General features: G+C 68.4%; 1 protein-coding gene. It reads left to right on the top strand.

The window, feature by feature from the left end:
• The first annotated feature begins 55 nt into the window (after nt 1-55).
• Nucleotides 56-1588: an SIR2 family NAD-dependent protein deacylase gene (locus ACK586_RS25300; protein WP_409333296.1), complete on the top strand. Its 1533-nt coding sequence runs from the start codon at nt 56-58 to the stop codon at nt 1586-1588.
• The last annotated feature ends 28 nt before the right edge of the window (nt 1589-1616 follow it).

The raw sequence follows: 1616 nt of genomic DNA, 5'->3' as shown, positions 1-1616 counted from the left end.
ACCGCACCCCGTTCGAAGCACTCACCGACTACCGCACCGCGGCACCCGCCGCGGCGTGATCAACCCCGAGGACCTGTCCAAGATCCTTGACACAGCCCACCTCGTCTCCACCGACAACTTCGGCGGGGTCGGGCGCGTGTGGTGGCCGGTGTTCGGGTGGAGCGACGAGCAAGGTGCTCGGCTTCACCGAGAGGTCCTGCCGCAGTTGACCGAGGACGAGCGTGTCGCGTTGGTGGACCCTGCAGACCCTCGAATATCGGGAGCTCCGCGTCGGTGGCTGGTTCATGTCGGGGCCGGCGAGCAGACCTCGGTGAAGTGGCTGCTCGACGGTGTCCGTCAGGCGCTCGCAGCCGTAGCCACGACCGGTCGACGGAGCGCGTCGAAGGACCGACCGCGTCGAGTCGCCATGCCGGTGATGGGCGTGGGCGGCGGCGGTTTCAACGGTCGACGCGGCCGGGTGATCAACGGGCTGTTGGGCGTGGCTCGAAAGGCAGCCGCCGCATACGCAATGGACGTAGTCATCGTCGCCGCGAACCCTTCCGACTACTCCGCGCTGCAGGCACTCCGGAACGCGGGCCACGGGAGATCCCTGCCTGCGGCGGAGGAGCAGGTCGCCCAACGGCTGGCGGCTCTGGCGCGCGCCGGACAACTGGCGATCTTCATGGGTGCCGGGACGGGGATCGCAGCCGGCTTGCCGTCGTGGTCAGAACTGCTCGCCGATCTCGCGCGTCGCGTCGGGATCAAGCAACCTGCGCAGCTCTCGACGTTGGGCCCGCTGGATGCGGCTGAGGTCCTACGTCGGGCGGCGGACCGGCGGGAGCGTGACAGGCCCGCGTCCGAGAGGCGCTCGAACCCTCTGGGACATCTCGTGGCCGAGGTGATCGGGGGGCGGAGCCGTTACGCGCTGAGCCATGCGCACCTGGCGGCCCTGGATGCGGATCAGGTCATCACGACGAACTTCGACCGTCTCTATGAGAAGGCGGTCCGTGAGATCCGCAAGAAGGAGCCGTTCGTCGTCCTCCCCGAGACCTCGGCTGCAGCCGTCGACGACGCGACCCGCCGCCGTCCGTGGCTCTTGAAGCTGCACGGCGACGTCGAGGCGCCGGACGACATCGTTCTCGACCGACGGTCCTTCGTCCGGTACGACGCCAAGCGTCGTCCGCTCGGAGGGGTCCTCCAGACGACGCTGCTCACCAAGCACCTACTGGTTGTCGGTGCGTCCATGACGGACGACAACGTCATCCGCCTGATCCACGAAGTGGCCGAGCTGAACGAGCGGCCGGGGGACGGCTGCACGTTCGGCACCGTTCTGACCCTCCGGGCCGATCCCATGCGAGCGAAGTTGTGGGAGCCGGAGTTCGACTACGTCAACCTGGGGCGAAAGAGCAGCGACATGAGGGTCGCCGGCCGGGAGCTGGAGATCTTCCTCGATCGAGTGGCGCTCCTGGCCGCTCCCCGGACGGCGCACTTGCTCGACCCGCGTTATCGGGAACTCCTCGAGTCCCCGGCCGAGCGTGAGCTAGCCCGGATCTTTCGTGCGGCCGCCCATGATCATCGGGATGCGGGTCGGTGGGCCGCGGGAGTGTGAGTCTGGCATCGGGGTGTGACGGTTCGGC

Source organism: Trujillonella humicola (genome assembly GCF_046233715.1).
Taxonomy (GTDB): domain Bacteria; phylum Actinomycetota; class Actinomycetes; order Mycobacteriales; family Geodermatophilaceae; genus Trujillonella; species Trujillonella humicola.
Note: the sequence above shows the minus strand (reverse complement) of the source record. Positions and strands in the feature narration are given on the sequence as shown.